We start from the raw sequence: 16,466 nt of genomic DNA, 5'->3' as shown, positions 1-16,466 counted from the left end.
CCCGTCCGCCACAATGAGAATACCCCGAAGCCTGGAGCGGTATCCGGTCAGCCCTCCGGCCCGAATCAGCGCACGGTTAAGCGCACGGATGCGTGTGCACGGTCAGAAAAGCGGCCTATCGCAATGCATGTCCGGCGCTACCCAGCTCCTGGCACGCTTCGACGACCCGTTGCGCCATCGAGATTTCCCCCTGCTTCCCCCACGAACGCGGGTCATACTGCTTCTTTTCTCCGACCTCACCGTCGATTTTGAGAACCTTGTCGTAGTTGGCGAACATATGGCCCGCCACCGCGCGGGTGAAGGCGTACTGCGTATCGGTGTCGATATTCATCTTCACCACACCGTTGCCGACCGCCGTCGCGATGTCCTCGGGAGATGAGCCCGAACCTCCGTGGAACACCAGCATGAAGGGCTTATCGTCAGGATAACGCGTGGAGGCATCCAGTCCCTCGACCTTCCCCTGCGACACAGCCGATGCGGTTTCCCGCTGGATGTCACCGAGAATGTCCGGGCGCAATTTCACGAATCCGGGTTTGTAGGCACCGTGCACATTGCCGAAGGTGAAGGCCGCGATGTATCGGCCTCTTTCGCCCAGTCCCAGCCGTCGGGCGACTTCGACGGCATCCTCGGGCGTGGAGTAGAGCTTGGCGTTCTCGGAGGCACGATGACCGTCCTCCTCGCCGCCGACCGCGCCGATCTCGATTTCAAGCACGGTACGGGCCGCCTGCGATTTATCGAGAAGCTCCTCGGCGATGGTCAGATTTTGGTCGAGAGGCACCGTGGAGCCGTCCCACATATGCGATTGGAAGGCCGGTTCCTCGCCATGTGCAACCTGCTCCGCCTCATATGCCAACAGTGGCCGTACCCACTCGTCAAGATACTGCACCGCGCAATGATCGGTGTGCAGTGCAATCGTGATATGCGAATAGCGTTTGGCGACCTCTCTGGCGAAGGCCGCAAGCGCGAGAGACCCGGTGACTCTGTCTGCGACGGCCTGCCCCGAAAGGTACGAGGCCCCGCCGACGGATACCTGAATGATGCCATCGGACTCCGCCTCGGCAAAACCCTGGAGCGCCGCATTAAGTGTCTGGGTGCTGGTGACATTAATGGCGGGATATGCATATCCTCCGCTTCTGGCGGCTTCAAGCATGTGAGCGTAACGCTCCGGTGTGGCAATAGTCATACCTTCATTATCCACTGCCCACGATACGAATTTCCTCTTGCGTCCGCATAACTCCACGGACTGTGGCAGGGTTCACAATCCCGTGCGCCACTTCGTGCGGCACTCCTCCACCAGGCACGCGATGGTCCGGAGAGTCGTTTGGAGAATGGTTGAGAGACCTGTACAGGGAGTTGCGCAGGGATTATTGCGCAGAACACCGTGATGTCAGCTATCCTGAAGCTCCAAGCGATACCCCATGCCGGTCTCCGTTTTCAGGAACTGCGGCTTCGCCGGGTCCTGCTCGATCTTCTTGCGCAACTGGGAGACGTACAGTCTCAGATTGCCCGAATCATGCACATGTTCGCTCCCCCATATCTCGGTGAGCAAATCCTGTCTGGTAACCAGACGTCCGACATTCTTGACCAGCATCTGCAGCACCTTCCACTCCGTGGGAGTCAGCTGCACCCTGGTCTGGCGTCCGCGGAACTGTCTGAACACCGAATGCGTGGACAGGTCGATGGTGACATGCCCCATGGTGACCAGAGGCGCTCCACTGTCATGGGGAATTCGTCTGCAAAGTGCCCTCACCCGGGCAAGAATCTCGTCCAGAGCCACAGGCTTCGGCACATACTCGTCCGCACCGGCATCCAAGGCCTCGATGACCTCGGGAACATCCTGTTCGGCAGTGGCACCCTGGCCCGAAACCACCAGAATCGGCACATCGCTCCACCGGCGAACGCTTCGTATGACGCTCAGACCGTCAGTGTCCGGCAACTCCATGTCAAGCAGTATCAAATCCGGTTTCTCCTGCGGCACCGCAGCGAGGCAACCGCTGCCCGCGGAGGCTACTGCGACCTCATACCCTTGCGTCAGCAGGGCGGCGCGCAACATTTCCGTAAATGTGCGGTCGTCATCCACAACAAGGATTTTCATGAGCCCTCCCAGTGCCGCTCCGGGCGCCGATGCTCATCAACGCCCTAAACCGACAGCTGCCCTATCAATGTCACGATGGATATGGTATTCCATTCTACCGGGAACCTCGGGGAAGCACCCGAACTTCCGCTCCGGCAAGAACACGCGGTCCTTCACCTCGCATACGGGCAGCCGGTGTCTGGACGCGGTCTATCTGCCACCCTCCGAGGACCTCTCGTCGGAGGTGGAAGTATGGTACTGCCGTATGGCAGGAGGCTCATACGAAGATATCCACTCGTTCAATGAATCAAGCGAGGATGTGAACAGCAGCTTCTTACGATCCTCCGCTGTCAGGAAAGCATTGGCGACCATGGTGTCGAACATCTGGGCCAGAGGCTTCCAGAAATCATGCACGTCGAGAAAGATGCAGGGATTGTTGTTCAGCCCCAGCCGCGCCCAGGAAAAAGCCTCGCTGATCTCCTCCAGCGTGCCCGGACCTCCAGGCAACGCCAGACAGACGTCGCCGAGTTCCAACATCATGTGTTTGCGCGCGGTCATGTCGGGGACGACGCTCAGCTGGGTCAGACCTTCCATCGCGGTGCCACGGTCCCGCAGTATCTTCGGGATGACGCCGTGCACACTGCCGCCGCGGTCGAGCACTCGTTTCGCCGTGGTGCCCATGAGTCCGACGCTGCCCCCGCCGTACACCATCGTGTAGCGGTTGTCCACAATCCAGTCCGCGACCGCTATCGCCGTCGCCGTGAAATCCGCGCTATTGCCGTTTGCCGCGCCGCAGTACACCACAATGTTCCGGGTCAATTCCGCTCCTCTGCCTATAGTGATTCGAAGTTCAACAACGTCTCTTCCCGAAGGTCGAAGCTCATGGACATCCACGATCATGCCCGATGGCTGAAAGACTTCTACATCAGCCGACAATGGTACCCCTACCCGCCCTTCGTCAGGTTGGCTTTCATGAGCGAAGAGCTCGGAGAGTTGGCGCAGGCGGTGCGCACCCATGAAATCGGCAGGGACCACCCCCACGAGCAGAAGCTCTCCGAAGACGGGCAGCTATTGCATATTCGCGAGGAACTTGCCGATGTTCTCGACAACCTGCTCATCATGGCGGACAAGTACGGTTTCACAGCGGATGACCTGATGCAGGCGAGCGAGGAAAAGCTCACGAAACGCTTCGGCGAACACTAGAGCAATCAGGGTCCTGCTCTCAGAGGCGACTGCCGTCGTGTCGTCTACACCGGGCACTGCCTCCATGCCTCTGATTGTTCGCTTGGCCTTCTGAACGCCTTCGCATAGCGGGGACAAGCCCCTCAGACCTCTCGGGGGACATCCGCCTCGACGTGGTTGCCGTCTCCTCGCTTCGAGAGCGCCGTCAGCATGACACCGCCTATGATGACGAGCCCGCCGACAATCTGCGAGACCGTAATGGTCTCTCCTGTCATCAGAGCCCATATCGCCGTGAACAGGGTGATGAGATTGAGGAACACTCCTGCCATGCCGGATGGAATCTGCGTCAAAGCGACGTTCCACAGCACGTAGGACAGGCATGAGGGAAACACCGCGATGAACAGCAGGGACGCGAATGCCTCGGTACTGGTCGGTAGAGTGACTCCCACGAAGGGCGCCGCAGCACCCATGACGATGACCACGAACATCGCCTGCACCAGGACCGAGGACACAGGAGGCAGTCGAGGCCCCATGCGGCCAGCGATGCTGTAAGCGGTCCAGACGACTATGGCTCCTATCATCAGCAGGGCCCCGGGGCCGAAAGCATTGCGGAACAGTGTGGATATGTCGCCCCGGGTCAGCACAATCAGCACGCCGAACAGCGCCAGGGCGATGCCCACAGCACCTTTCCAGCCAATCCGCTCATGAAGCAGCACCGTGGCGGCTACGGCGATCAAAGCGGGATTCGCGGCATTGATCAGTGACGCCTCGAACGCGGTCGATACATGGAGAGCCGCATACAGCAGGATGTTGTAGGCGAACATGCCGAGAGCTGCCTGCATGAGCAGGAAGGGCCAATGAGCCAGGAGATCCTTCCAGCGCCGGTGCTCAAGACACTGGGCGATGATACCCAGCGGTATCAGCGCGAGCGCCCAACGAAACAACACGATGCTGAAGGGGGACATAGTGGCGACCGCGACATGGCCGAAGACGTAATTGCCCGCCCAGAACGCAGCGGCTGCGACCAGGGCGATGAAGGCTCGTGCGCGTGCGGTCATTGTCGTTCCTCAATCAGACGGTCGTATTTGGCGATTTTCGCCTTGATGGAGGTCATCGACGCGTCGATTTCCTCCCGCTTTCGCTCCAGCTCATCAAGGTGGTCTTCAAGCAAGGCCCTTCTTCCGCTGAGGGTCTGCCTGCCGCCGTCACGGAGTGCATCGAACTCCCTGATGGTGTTCAATGACACCCCCGCACACCGAAGCCAGTGCGCACAGGATATTTTTTCGAGATCCAGTTCACTGTAGCGACGAAGGCCACCTGGTGTGCGTCCGGCGGGAGAGAGGATTCCTTCGCGTTCGTAGTATCGGAGCGTATCTGCAGAGACCCCTGTGCGTTCAGCGGCCTGTCCAATCGACCAACGCGGCACCGACCACTCCTCCGGGGCGCCGTCGGCTTCACCGAGCAGACGCACGGTGTTGTTTTTCTTAAGCATGACTGCGATTCTAGAACTTGGAGTTAGCTCCAGGTCAAGGGCTCGGTCCACGGCGTTTCGTCGCGTCGACTGCTCAGTCATCATCCCTGCAATAGCTGTTGCAATGTCTCGAGATAATTGTTGAATGCTCGACGCCCCGATGCGGTGAGCGAGATTCTCGTCACCGGCTTCTTCAGCTCGATGCTTTTCTCGATGTTGATGTAGCGGGCGTGTTCCAATCTCCGCAGATGAACGGCCAGGTTCCCCGAGGTCATTCGGAGCGAAGCGGCGAGCTCCTGAAAGCTGACGGGATGTCCATGGTCCGTCCGGTACAGGGTCGTCATGATTCTCAGTCTGGAGGCAGGATGAATGACCGGATCGAGTGCATCGCTCATGCCGCACGCTCCATCGGCATGATGACCTGCCGACGCCCTCGGCACCGAACGACCGCCCCATCCACGCGCCGGACGGCCGCGAAGCGCTCATCTTCCGAGCGGTGATTTGCCCACTTGAATAGCCGCAGAGGAAATGGCCGGTGAACAGTTGACAGCGACAGGAGGTGTCGATTTGGTGCATCTTGGCAGCACCGAGATTTGCCCTTCATGGAAAGACCCCTTTCATCCCTTCTCCCGATTGGCAATAGCCGCACTCCAGAAAGCTTTACAGAACAAAGTACTTTGTACTAATCAACATTAACTTTTCGTGGCTTTCCCACTACAATAGTTGCGGGTAACGAGCAGGGGAAGAGTCAGGGGGAAGTCATGGGAGCGAACGAGAACAACGGTGAGTCATCATCGTCCTTACGTGGAAACGGTGTCGAGGCGCTCGACATCCCCACGTCTCCGAAGCGACGCAACACCAGAATCGCCGTGTCCGTCATCTCCGTGGCACTGTGCGCAGCCCTGGTCTTCGGCGCATGGTTCTGGTGGAACAACTACCGCACCTTCAACGTGACCATCAACAACGTCGCCATGCAGGTCACCGCCAACCAAAGTCTCAAAGACATTCTTGAAGAGCATCACGACTTTGACAAGAAGGCCGGCAGACTGCTTTCCCTCACCGGCAAGACCCTTGAAGAACATGGCGGGGCCGGCATATCGGTGAAGAACAACAATGCGACCATCAGCAGTGGTGACCTCGGCAATACCTATCTGCGCTCCAACGATTCAATCACGGTTCAGGACGGCAAGGACCTCGAGGAGAAGCACACCGTTCATGAGAAGGACATTCCCTTCGACACCAGCGTCACCACCGGTGGCGCCATACAGTTCGTCGAACAGCAAGGCCGGGCAGGCCGGCAGGAGTATTGGGTCGGCGATCGTTCCGGCGAGCAGGTCGACAAGTCGGTGACCAAGCAACCGACCCAACTGAAAATCAACTCCCTGAGCCCCAAGCCACCGGAGGACAAGAAGGTCATCGCGCTGACCTTCGATGACGGACCAAGCAATTTCACCGCTCCGATACTCGACATCCTCAAAAGCAAAGGCGCCAAAGCCACCTTCTTCGACATTGGCAAGCAGTCGGCGGAAATGCCCCAGATGGAGCAGCAAATCCTTGCCGACGGCAACCAGGTCGCCAGCCACAGCAACACTCACCCTGATTTGACGACACTGGGACGGGACGCCCTGCGCAAGGAGCTGGATGCGGGATTCAGCGCCATCAGCAGTGCATCCAACACGCAATCCCGTATGCTGAGGGCCCCCTATGGCGCATTCAACAAACAATGCTGGAGCGACGCCTCGGATATGGTCAGCTCCAACATTCTCTGGACCACAGACACCTTGGACTGGAAGAGGCCCGGCGAACAGGCCATTAAGGATCAGGTGTTGAAACACGCGTACTCCGGCGCAATCGTCCTCATGCATGACGGCGGCGGCGACAGAACCGAAGACGTGAACGTGCTCCCCTCCATCATCGACGCCCTGCATGCACAGGGATATGAGTTCGTGACGGTCAACGACCTGATTGCGATGGATGGTCGCTTCCCCGAATGGGTGGCCAAGAATGAAGTGGCACCTCAGACGAAATAGGCATTCCGAGAGCTTTCACACCATAACCGGGGCTTTCGCTGCGTTTGTGTAGGGATTTTTTAAGAGCCGTCGGCTACTACGCAACAACCGCTATTGCGGTTCCGCTATTTTCCGCATCTCCACGGCCCTGTCTACTTCAGAATCCCTACACATACGGCGATCAGCACGCTGAGGGACTCCCGAGACCCGCTGAAGCCCTCTCAGGCACAGAAGACATCCAGAAATCATTCAGAGAATTCTTTCCCGCATCGGATGCAACATGAATGTCGGCCGAAGAAAACGGCAAGGCTCCGGCACTTTCATGGAAGCATGAACACCAACAAGAAACCCACGGAACCCAGTCCGAAGCATGACGGAACAACCCCGCAAGGCACGGCAATCATCGACCGCCGTGGCCATCCGCAACAGGTGGATGCGGATATCGTGATTCCCGTGTACAACGAGGAACACACCCTGCAGACCTGCATTCAGACGCTGGAAGCCTACCTTTCCCATGAAGCCAACCCGGGCAGCGCCTTCACCTGGAACATCATCATCGCCGACAACGCCAGCACCGACGCCACATGGGATGTCGCGACGGCCCTGTGCGCGCAATACCCTGAATCGCTGAGGGCCGTCCGCATCGGGCGCAAAGGCCGGGGTGCCGCCCTGAAACTGGCATGGTCGGAATCGTTGGCCAGAGTGGTGTCATACATGGATGTGGACCTTTCCACCGATATTCGCTGCACCGGCATACTCATCGGCTCACTGCTCGCCGGAGGGGCCGACGTATCCATCGGCTCCCGACTGCTCGCGCAATCCGATGTGACCCGTTCGACGAAACGCGAATTCATCTCACGCACCTACAACCTCATGCTCAGAACCTATCTCGGTGTGAAATTCCACGACGCACAGTGCGGCTTCAAAGCCATGACCGCAGCCGCCGCCGACGCCCTGCTCCCCAGAATCAAAGACGACGAATGGTTTTTCGACACCGAACTGCTGGTGCTGGCCGAACGTCGTGGGATGCAAATCTACGAGATACCGGTGACCTGGGTCGAGGACAGCGACAGCAGGGTGAACATCCCCGATACCGTCAGCAAAGACATCGCAGGGATGCGTCGCATGCGTCAGGAAAGCCGGAAAGACGGGAAAAGCCCCATCACCAATCCCTACGCGACGCTCGGCTGGGGAGTCCGGAACCAAGATGAATTACGCGGGTCATTGATTGAACTCGCCAACGTGAAAGTGGGCGCATAATGAGCGAGCAATCCGACATGTCACTCCCTTTGGCGAAGGACCGGTCGCACCAGACCAGGTCGCACGACCACGGACGCGCATCACACACGGGCATCACCATGTACCGGCTGCCGAAACGCAGGCTGTCGGACTGGATTCTGCTGCTCGCGCTGATGGCTATGGCCGCAGCGACATACTTCGTCAATCTCACGGCATCCGGCTACGCCAATGAGTTCTATTCGGCGGCGGCACAAGCGGGTTCGGTGAACTGGGAGTCCTTCCTGTGGGGCTCCCTGGACTCGGGCAATGCGATAACGGTCGACAAGCCGCCTGCATCCATATGGCTGATGGCCCTCTCCGTGCGTGCGTTTGGCCTCAGTTCCTTCTCCATACTGTTCCCCCAGGCGATTATGGGCGTGCTGACGACCTATCTGCTCTATGCGACCGTCCGCCGCTACTGGGGCAACGCGGCAGGGCTGATTACAGGAATCGCTTTCGTACTGACCCCTGTGGCGGCATTGATGTTCAGGTTCAACAACCCTGACGCTCTGCTCGTCCTGCTGATGGTCGGGGCCGCGCATTGCGTGCTGCGCTCACTGGAATACGCCAAGACCAGGGCAGGCAATCGACGCCGTACCTGGTGGATGGTTCTGGCTGGAATACTGGTCGGTTTCGGATTCCTCACCAAGCAGATGCAGGTGTTTCTGGTGCTTCCCGGATTCGCCATCGCCTTCCTGATAGCGTCCCCGACAGGCTTCCTTCGCCGCGTGGTGGACGGCGTAGCCGCGGTAATCGGCATGGTCTTGGCTGCCGGATGGTGGGTCGCGCTGACCGTCCTCGTCCCATCCGGCTCGCGCCCGTATATCGGCGGCTCGCAAACGGACTCCTTCCTAGAACTCACCTTCAGTTACAACGGTTTCGGAAGACTCACCGGCAGCGAAGAGGGTTCCGTCGTTCCGGGCGGGTCCTCGACCGGCGGAACAGGCGGAGGCATGTGGGGTCAAACGGGTTGGACGCGACTGCTCGACGGTGAATACGGTACGCAGATTGCCTGGCTCGCACCACTCGCCTTTGCCGGAATCGTCATAGGTCTGGTGACGCTGGGACGTGCGGCACGTATTGACCTGCGCAGGGCAAGCGTCATCGTCTTCGGTGGCTGGCTCGCCGTCACGTGGTTGACCTTCAGCTTCATGGCGGGTATCTTCCACCAGTACTACACGGTCGCGCTGGCACCCGCCGTCGCCGTCCTCGCGGCGATTGCAGTTACCGGACTGTGGGTGTCCCGCAAATCCCTGTGGTCGAGAATCGTCACGCCCGCATTGGTCCTCGGCTCCGCATACTGGGCGTTCACGCTTGCGGGCAGGAGCACCTGGCTGCCCTGGCTGAAATGGTGCATACTCAGCTTCGGTATCCTCGCAACCGTCGTATTCATCATCGCAGCGCTGTCTTCCTCAAGGAGAATCGCGATATGCGGTATGACGTTATCCGCGGTATCGCTGCTTTCAGGCCCCTTGGCCTGGACGGCCTACACGGTCGCCACCGGGCACAATGGTTCCATCGTTCTGGCCGGTCCGAGCGTGACGTCATCCACCGGGATGGGCGGCATGGGCGGAGGTATGGGCGGACAGGGCGGAGGCCCGGGAGGCGGTCAGGGAGGCCCCGGCTCCTCGGACGGCACCATGCAGGAGGCTCCTTCAGGCACACCCGGGCAAGGCTCGGGAAGCGCACCGGAGGCGCCCAGCGGAACAATGGGCCAACCCCCCAGCTCCGCTTCCGGCTACGGCAACGCTTCGGCCCCGAGCGGCTCCATCGGTGAAGGAACGTCCAGCGAAGGCATGGGCGGCGGCTCAATGGGCGGCATGGGTATGGGCGGCAGCTCTGCAAGTTCCAAAATCGTCTCGATGCTGGAGCAGTCGTCAAGCTCGTATCGATGGGCAGCCGCAATCACCGGTTCGCAGAATGCGGCCAGCTATCAGTTGGCTTCGCAGAAAGCGGTCATGGCCATCGGCGGTTTCAATGGCTCGGACCCGGCACCCACTCTCAAACAGTTCAAGGAGTATGTGCGACAAGGACTGATTCACTACTACATCGCCAGCTCGTCCGGAGGAGGCACGCAGATGGGAGGTTCGGGCTCCGCTTCCGAGATATCCTCCTGGGTCACCGAACACTACACCGCAACCACCGTGGATGGAGTGACCGTGTACGACCTATCCGCCGAAGCCTCCTGATAGACCCGTCAGAACGTCCACAAACAATCCGGTTCTTCGCATTTTGGCAGGTAATAACCCATCTAATACGATAACTGCACTAAAAGGACAGCAATTCGGTGATACTTCACCGGAAAAGCTGTCCTTTTAGTGCAGTTATCTCCGTTTAAGCCCCTGGACGGAACGGCTAGACCAGGTTCGCGTCGCGCTCGGCCCGCTTGGAGAGGACATAGGGGCGGACGGCGAACACAAGCATCAGGCCGCCGACGATAAGCAGGACGAGGATGCCGATACCACCCATGTAGGGCAGGTTGGCCAGGCTCCACGCCGGGTCAAGCACCATGACCTGCCTGCCCTCCTGGGACACGTAGGCGAGGTTCGTGCCCGACGTGGCATACGTGACCTTCGTCACCTGGGTCGCATCCTCATTCCACTCGGGACGGATGTCCACCGTGAAATCGGACACCTTGAAATAGCCCGACGGAGCCGTAGTCTCCTTGAAGGAGAGCTCAGGAGCCTCAACACCCGACAAGGACAACGTGCCATCCGTATGCGTCACGACCTCGGTACCGCCCGCAGCATCCAAACGATACACACCATCCGACACCTGCGTAAACTTCAACACCTGCCCGTCACGCGACACCTCGAATTCCACGCCGCCAAGCGTCTTCGACAGGTCGTCCTTGTCCAGCTTCACCAAGTCCAGCTTGAACGTGTACGCGTTCGCCGTCGCGGCCTTCGACTCCAAACCAGCACCCGCATCCGTCCAACCGTTGGATACCTCGCCGATACGGGAGCGGGTCAGGGTCGCGGTATTCACATTCGGCTTCAACGACTCCCCCTCAACAGGAGACGACACCACGGCCGACGCATTTAACACCGCCTTGTAGCGGAGTCGAATCAGCGAACCCGCAGGCACCACGGCCTTGTTCCGCACCCCCGAAGCACCATCCGACTCCGCAAACAAGGCCTTCAACCCCGTCACCGTCAACGTCTGACCCGACACCATAATCGAATTGGACGGCAACTGGCCGGTCACATCAGTATCCGACGACGGCACATCCACCAACACCCTCACCCCGGACGCGGCAGGCAACGTCAACCCCGACTCCGCCACATCAGCCACATCGAACGCATACGAGTCGTACGCGACGGACGAATACCCCGCATCGCTCAAATCAGGCACCTGGAGCGCTATCTCATACTCCACCTGACTACCCACATCAAAACCATCCACACCCGCATCATTGACAATCCGCTTCGCAATATCCGTCACCGTAGTCTTCAACGACGCCTGACCAAGACGCGGCTTGCCCTTCACACCGGCATCAGCAAAATCCACGAAACGACCTTCATCACCAAGAGCCTCGTTGAACACCTTCGTGCCCACGACAATCGGCAGAGAACCACCAGACAACTGAGAGGAATCCACAATCAGATACAAGCCAGGGCCGCCAGTCACGTTGAGCGTCTCAGGGCCACCAGCCAAGCCGTTCAGACTGCCCTTGACCCCACCCAGCGTCGCAGCATCCTTGTTCGCCAGTTCCTTGGCGAACAGTTGAAGCTTGCCCGCATATGGGCTATATGCACTCGTCACATCATCAGTAGGCGGGTCAGTCGGATACCCCAACCAGTGCGACGCCACCCAACCGATGGGATTATCCGCATCCACATTCGAACCACCAACAATCTCAGCGGCCTCCTTGAGCGTGTCCTTCAACGCGGCCGGAGTGGTCAACATCACGCGCTTCAACGCACCGGTCTGGTCAAACACCTCGTCCTTGTAGTCACCAATCTTGTACGCGCTCAATGTGCCCGTCGTGGTGCCCGTCAACTCAATACCGTAGGAGGGCGGGGTCTTCACCTTCCACCCCTTGATGGTGGTCTTCACCGGCTCCGTGGCTTTGTTTGTCAACCCCTCGGCCGCACTGCCATCCTCCTGACCCCACACATACAAGTCGTAATCCTTCGACTCATCGCTCATAGCCGACTCGGGCAACGCCATATTGCCACCACTGCTCGTCCTGCCCGAACCCAACACCGTATTCGACTCAGGGTCGACAACCTTCCAACCCAAACCCGACTGAGCATCCAAATCCGAACTCCCAGACAAACTCAACACGCGCGAACCCTCACCACCAGAAACCGAAGCAGACCAACCATTATGCAACTTCTTACCTGACTCCACAAACGTGAGCCTCAAATCACCACCACCGCCCTGGCTTTGATTGCTGCTGTCAGCCGACAGCAGCAGATTATCAACATTCAGACGAAGAGCAGGCCGCAACCCGAGACCGGTGTCGTACGTAAAGATATAGTTCGGGCGACCGCCGTACTCCATATAGAACGCATAATTCGAATTGCTCCAGTAAGCAGAACGCAACCAAGAGGCAGAAGCACTATGAATAATATTGGGACAACGTTTGACGTTATCAGCATCAATGTAGCCATCGTTGGCGTTGAAATATTCGGCCATATCACCCGTCGATAACGGAAACACACGATACGAACCCACAGACGTGGACTGGTCAGTAGCATACCCACTGTTACATCCCGTAGTACCGCCCTTGGTGCAAACTCCGGACAACTTCGAGGCAGCACCCATCTGGTTCAACTCGACATCAGAATAATACGTGTCAGAACCCAACTGCCGAGACACCTTAGCCACATACGACTCATACGACGCCACGCCGTCAGTAGCTGTACCGGCATCAAACGTGTTACACGGATACCCACTGCACGACGAACCGGCAGCAAACGCGAACGGGGTGGTCACCACATCATCAGCCCACAACAACACCTCATTCGCATCCAACTGCGTCGTCTTCGACCACGCCCACGAATCACTCTCACTAGTAGACCTCGGAGAACGATTGACCGAGGTCGTGTTCGGACCCTTACCCAACACCAGATACTTGCCATCAACCTCAGCAGTGTCAGCATCACCCGACTCAACCTCCTGCGCCGCATTCGCCAACGAACCCGACCTGCCGAACAACACCTTCCGAGCCCCATCCGCAGTCGCACCCACAGACCGCATCGGAAACGCGGTCAACGTACTGAAATAGCCGTCGGCCACACCAGCCTTCACCGTACCCGTAACCGCAGCATCATCAGCCGCAGCCCGCTCCACCGGCAACCCAACCAGCACACCACCCAACAGCATGAACATCGAAAGCACGAACGCGACAAGAGCGCAAAACCCGCCCTTCATCCGCAGACCGCCAGCAAACCCATGAGAACCCAACCATCGCATACTCAGCACCACCCTAGGGATGTCAAAAAACAGCCCCCCCCCCCCGCGACCGGAAAACCGGAAAATGTGTGATGTGTGATGTGTCAGGACTTCGGTGACACAACACCACGCACCATACGCGGAGGGAACATGCTAGGAAACATGATGTCGTTAATCATACATGTTGTACAAGATGTTCACCGCAAGCCGATACCCGGCACCCCGATATGGGCATCTCGCGAGAATTCCACCTCTACCAACACCGCAATCAGTCCGATTTTAATAACATAGCAATAACATGAAACCGAAAAGTCTAGTTCGGAAAAGTGCCAGAAACGGCGGAATACCAACGAATATCAAGAGAGCGGGCGACGGGAATCGAACCCGCCTCTGAAGCTTGGGAAGCTTCCATTCTACCGATGAACTACGCCCGCAAATATGATTCCCCGCGGGGAATCCGTACGAGGAATCAGTGTAGCACGAGGCCCGATGCGGCCTTACGCTCCGTGGTGTTACGCCCCTGTGATGTTACGCCCCGATGTCCGAACGCTGCCGGTATGAGGGGGCCGGAGTTTCGATGCTTGCCTCCCCGCCCATCTCGGCGCTCATCTGCATCAGACGTCCGATACGCTCGCTGGTGGGGGGATGCGTGGAGAAAAGCCTGCTCATGCCCTTGGCATTGAAAGGATTCGCAATCATCATCGAGGAAACGCTTTGCGTGCCTGCGGTTTGTGCAAGAGGCTCCTGCTGAACGCCTGACTCGATTCTGTTCAGGGCCGACGCCAAGGCCTCCGGGTCGCCGGTGAGCCTGCTGCCGTCTTCATCCGCATCGAATTCTCTGGTACGCGAGATGGCCATCTGTATCAGCGAAGCCCCGATCGGAGCGAGAATGCTGCTCAACAGCACACCGATGATGCCGATGCCACCGGAATCCCTGCCATCACGGTCCCGGCCGCCACCCATATACATCAAAGAGTATCCCAGGTAGGTGATGACCGTGGCCATCGCCGATGCCACGGCGGAAGTCAGGATGTCGTGATTGTAGACGTGCATCAGCTCATGACCCAGCACACCGCGAATCTCGCGCTCGTTGAGAATCTGCAGAATTCCCTGCGTGCAGCATACCGCCGCATGACGCTCGTTGCGTCCCGTCGCGAAAGCGTTCGGAGACATCGTCGGCGCGATGTATATCCGCGGCATGGGCTTCCCCGCCTTCATGGACAGCTCGCGCACGATGCGGTACAGCTCCGGAGCTTCCTGCTCGCTGACATGCTTCGCTCCCATCGACGCGATCGCCAACTTGTCGGAGAACCAGTACGACCCGAAAGTGGTCGCCAGCCCGATGACGATAAAAATACCCAAGGTACCTTGGGAGCCGCCCGTAAACCACCATATGAGCATGACGATCGCCCACATCAGCCCAAAGAGCACAGTGGTCTTCAAGCCATTGAGATGCCCATGAACCTTCATATTGCCTGTCATGCTCCATACAGTAGCGATAAACGCTGGATTTTTTCTGATTACATGCTGTACGCGAGCGCGCCATCAGCCCAAAGCGATGCGTCTCATCTCTTCAGGGTCGATGACCTTGATATGCTCACGGCCAGAAGCCGCACCCGAGGATCGTTCATACGCGTCAATCTTCCGCCATCCCTCGAAGGTGATCGGCCTGACTCCACGGCTTTCCAGAAGGTCGTCGATGGATGTCTCGGAGCGATCCTCGGCCAAACGGCCATGCTCTTCGCTCGCGGCGAGATCGTCGAGGATATTCCCCACGGTTTCGAGGGCATCCGACTTCGTCGAACCGATAAGCCCCACCGGACCACGTTTCGCCCAACCAGTGGCATACAGCCCCGGAATGCGTTCCCCGCCTTCCGACTCGGGCGCCGTGAACACCCGCCCACCCACATTCGCCAGGGTGAAACGGTTCTGGTCATAGGGGATTCCAGGGACCTGCGCCGGACGGTATCCGATGGCGTGATAGACCGCTTGAACAGGGTAGTCGATGTTCTCACCAGTACCGGCAAGATGGCCCTGTGCATCAACCTGGGTACGCTCAACGCGAATCGCCGTCACCTTGCCGTCCGCGCCGAGAATCTCGGTCGGAGACGAGAAGAAGTGAATGTGGTACCGCCTGTCGGCAGGGTCGCCCGCGAAGTCGGTGTTGCCGTCGTCCTCCATATCCTCCGCCATCTCGCGGATGGTGTAGAGCTCCTCCAGCATCTGTCGGGTCAGCTTGTCCTCGCTCGCTCGCTGCAAGGTCTCGTCATCAAGTTCGAAATCATCCTCCTCGATGATGAGCTGGACTCCGGGAAGCTTTTCCATCTCCCGCAGTTCCTGGACGGAGAACTTGGCTTGTGCGGGCCCTCTGCGTATGAAGAGATGCAGGTCACGCGCCGAGTTCTTCTGCAGTCCTTCATATACATTGTCGGGGATGTCGGTGCTCAACAGGTCGTCAGGTCTGCGCATCAGTATCCTCGCGACGTCCATGGCGACGTTGCCTCCGCCGATGACGGCCACATCCTGCGCCTCCAAGGGCCACTCGTCAACGGCCGTGGGGTAACCGTCATACCATTCGACGAAGCCTGCCGCACCATGAACGCCGTCCAGCTGATGACCGGGGATGTCAAGAACACGATCCTCGGTGGCTCCGGTGGCGAAGAGCACTGCGTCATATCGTTGACGCAGGTCGTCAAGCGTCAGGTCCTTGCCGAATTCGACATCCGCATACAGGTGGATATTCGGATTATCAAGGGTTTTCTGCAATGCCCCTGCAATGAATTTGATGCTCGGATGGTCAGGGGCCACACCGTAGCGGACCAGACCGAAGGGGACGGGAAGCTTTTCGAACAGGTCGATTCTGGCGGCAGCGCCAAGGCCGCGCTCCTCACCATGCTGTTGCAGCTGTCGGAGCAGAATATCCGAAGCGTACACTCCGGCGGGCCCGGCACCGACCACAGCGATGCGTAGTGGGCCATCGTCATGCACGGACGCAGAATCAACCGCTGTCACCTTGGATTTTTCGGACAGGTTGCCGTCGGCGGATTGC

The 16,466-nt window shown here is 58.8% G+C and carries 13 protein-coding genes and 1 tRNA gene; 4 read left to right on the top strand and 10 right to left on the bottom strand.

The features are described from left to right. Positions 1 to 115 precede the first annotated feature (115 nt). The 3 genes from fbaA to DB51_RS01175 form a co-directional block, all read right to left on the bottom strand. Positions 116 to 1,183, bottom strand: coding sequence for a class II fructose-bisphosphate aldolase (fbaA, locus tag DB51_RS01185; protein WP_034250767.1), 1,068 nt, complete (start codon positions 1,181 to 1,183; stop codon positions 116 to 118). A 204-nt stretch (positions 1,184 to 1,387) separates the two neighbouring features. Then, positions 1,388 to 2,095, bottom strand: coding sequence for a response regulator transcription factor (locus DB51_RS01180; RefSeq protein WP_034250766.1), 708 nt, complete (start codon positions 2,093 to 2,095; stop codon positions 1,388 to 1,390). A gap of 189 nt (positions 2,096 to 2,284) precedes the next feature. Then, entirely contained in the window at positions 2,285 to 2,893 is a 609-nt protein-coding gene (locus DB51_RS01175; RefSeq protein ID WP_034251112.1) for an LOG family protein, read from the bottom strand. 63 nt (positions 2,894 to 2,956) lie between these two features. On the opposite strand from DB51_RS01175, the gene DB51_RS01170 reads away from it, so the two are divergent. After that, positions 2,957 to 3,277, top strand: coding sequence for a MazG nucleotide pyrophosphohydrolase domain-containing protein (locus tag DB51_RS01170; protein WP_034250765.1), 321 nt, complete (start codon positions 2,957 to 2,959; stop codon positions 3,275 to 3,277). Between the two features lie 122 nt (positions 3,278 to 3,399). Here DB51_RS01170 and DB51_RS01165 read toward each other — a convergent pair whose 3' ends face one another. From DB51_RS01165 to DB51_RS01155, 3 genes are all read right to left on the bottom strand, one after another. Further along, positions 3,400 to 4,314: a DMT family transporter gene (locus DB51_RS01165; RefSeq protein WP_051867128.1), complete on the bottom strand. Its 915-nt coding sequence runs from the start codon at positions 4,312 to 4,314 to the stop codon at positions 3,400 to 3,402. Then, a complete protein-coding gene (locus tag DB51_RS01160) occupies positions 4,311 to 4,748 on the bottom strand; it encodes a MerR family transcriptional regulator (protein ID WP_162174594.1) in 438 nt (145 codons plus the stop codon). The genes DB51_RS01165 and DB51_RS01160 overlap by 4 nt, the downstream gene beginning before the upstream one ends. An 80-nt stretch (positions 4,749 to 4,828) precedes the next feature. Then, entirely contained in the window at positions 4,829 to 5,122 is a 294-nt protein-coding gene (locus DB51_RS01155; RefSeq protein WP_034250764.1) for a transcriptional regulator, read from the bottom strand. A 366-nt stretch (positions 5,123 to 5,488) separates the two neighbouring features. On the opposite strand from DB51_RS01155, the gene DB51_RS01150 reads away from it, so the two are divergent. The 3 genes from DB51_RS01150 to DB51_RS01140 all read left to right on the top strand — a co-directional run bounded on the left by DB51_RS01150 (position 5,489) and on the right by DB51_RS01140 (position 10,203). Continuing rightward, positions 5,489 to 6,757: a polysaccharide deacetylase family protein gene (locus DB51_RS01150; RefSeq protein WP_156958172.1), complete on the top strand. Its 1,269-nt coding sequence runs from the start codon at positions 5,489 to 5,491 to the stop codon at positions 6,755 to 6,757. Between the two features lie 309 nt (positions 6,758 to 7,066). Then, positions 7,067 to 7,996 carry a dolichyl-phosphate beta-glucosyltransferase gene (locus DB51_RS01145; RefSeq protein WP_162174593.1) on the top strand — a complete coding sequence of 310 codons (930 nt, stop codon included), beginning with the start codon at positions 7,067 to 7,069 and terminating at the stop codon, positions 7,994 to 7,996. A gap of 17 nt (positions 7,997 to 8,013) precedes the next feature. Next, a complete protein-coding gene (locus DB51_RS01140; protein ID WP_169740163.1) occupies positions 8,014 to 10,203 on the top strand; it encodes a mannosyltransferase YkcB-related protein in 2,190 nt (729 codons plus the stop codon). A 166-nt stretch (positions 10,204 to 10,369) separates the two neighbouring features. Here DB51_RS01140 and DB51_RS01135 read toward each other — a convergent pair whose 3' ends face one another. The 4 genes from DB51_RS01135 to DB51_RS01120 form a co-directional block, all read right to left on the bottom strand. Beyond that, positions 10,370 to 13,396: an isopeptide-forming domain-containing fimbrial protein gene (locus tag DB51_RS01135; RefSeq protein ID WP_162174592.1), complete on the bottom strand. Its 3,027-nt coding sequence runs from the start codon at positions 13,394 to 13,396 to the stop codon at positions 10,370 to 10,372. Between the two features lie 384 nt (positions 13,397 to 13,780). Beyond that, positions 13,781 to 13,851, bottom strand: a tRNA-Gly gene (locus DB51_RS01130). 94 nt (positions 13,852 to 13,945) lie between these two features. Continuing rightward, positions 13,946 to 14,899 carry a zinc metalloprotease HtpX gene (gene htpX, locus DB51_RS01125; RefSeq protein ID WP_034250762.1) on the bottom strand — a complete coding sequence of 318 codons (954 nt, stop codon included), beginning with the start codon at positions 14,897 to 14,899 and terminating at the stop codon, positions 13,946 to 13,948. Between the two features lie 63 nt (positions 14,900 to 14,962). After that, complete coding sequence (locus DB51_RS01120; protein ID WP_034251106.1) at positions 14,963 to 16,405, bottom strand: FAD-dependent oxidoreductase; 1,443 nt, start codon at positions 16,403 to 16,405, stop codon at positions 14,963 to 14,965. Positions 16,406 to 16,466: the final 61 nt, after the last annotated feature.

The sequence above is a fragment of the Bifidobacterium crudilactis genome (assembly GCF_000738005.1).
Lineage (GTDB): Bacteria > Actinomycetota > Actinomycetes > Actinomycetales > Bifidobacteriaceae > Bombiscardovia > Bombiscardovia crudilactis.
This window is presented reverse-complemented; position numbering and strand designations above follow the sequence as displayed.